The organism is Rosenbergiella metrosideri (genome assembly GCF_022602565.1).
GTDB classification, from domain to species: domain Bacteria; phylum Pseudomonadota; class Gammaproteobacteria; order Enterobacterales; family Enterobacteriaceae; genus Rosenbergiella; species Rosenbergiella metrosideri.
Window position 1 is genome coordinate 1 of record NZ_JALBCV010000164.1, and the last position, 214, is coordinate 214.

Sequence of the window (214 nt, forward strand, 5' to 3'; positions counted from 1 at the left end):
CATCCGTAGCTCAGCTGGATAGAGTACTCGGCTACGAACCGAGCGGTCGGAGGTTCGAATCCTCCCGGATGCACCATAATGGTTGTTAAACACTTCTTCGGTAAGTTTGTTACCTGTCAGTTACAAGAATTCTGCAATGCATCCGTAGCTCAGCTGGATAGAGTACTCGGCTACGAACCGAGCGGTCGGAGGTTCGAATCCTCCCGGATGCACC

General features: G+C 52.3%; 1 tRNA gene. It reads left to right on the forward strand.

Features of this window, described 5'->3' with window-relative positions:
• The first annotated feature begins 138 nt into the window (after nucleotides 1-138).
• Nucleotides 139-212 (forward strand) — tRNA-Arg (locus MKR94_RS16925).
• The last annotated feature ends 2 nt before the right edge of the window (nucleotides 213-214 follow it).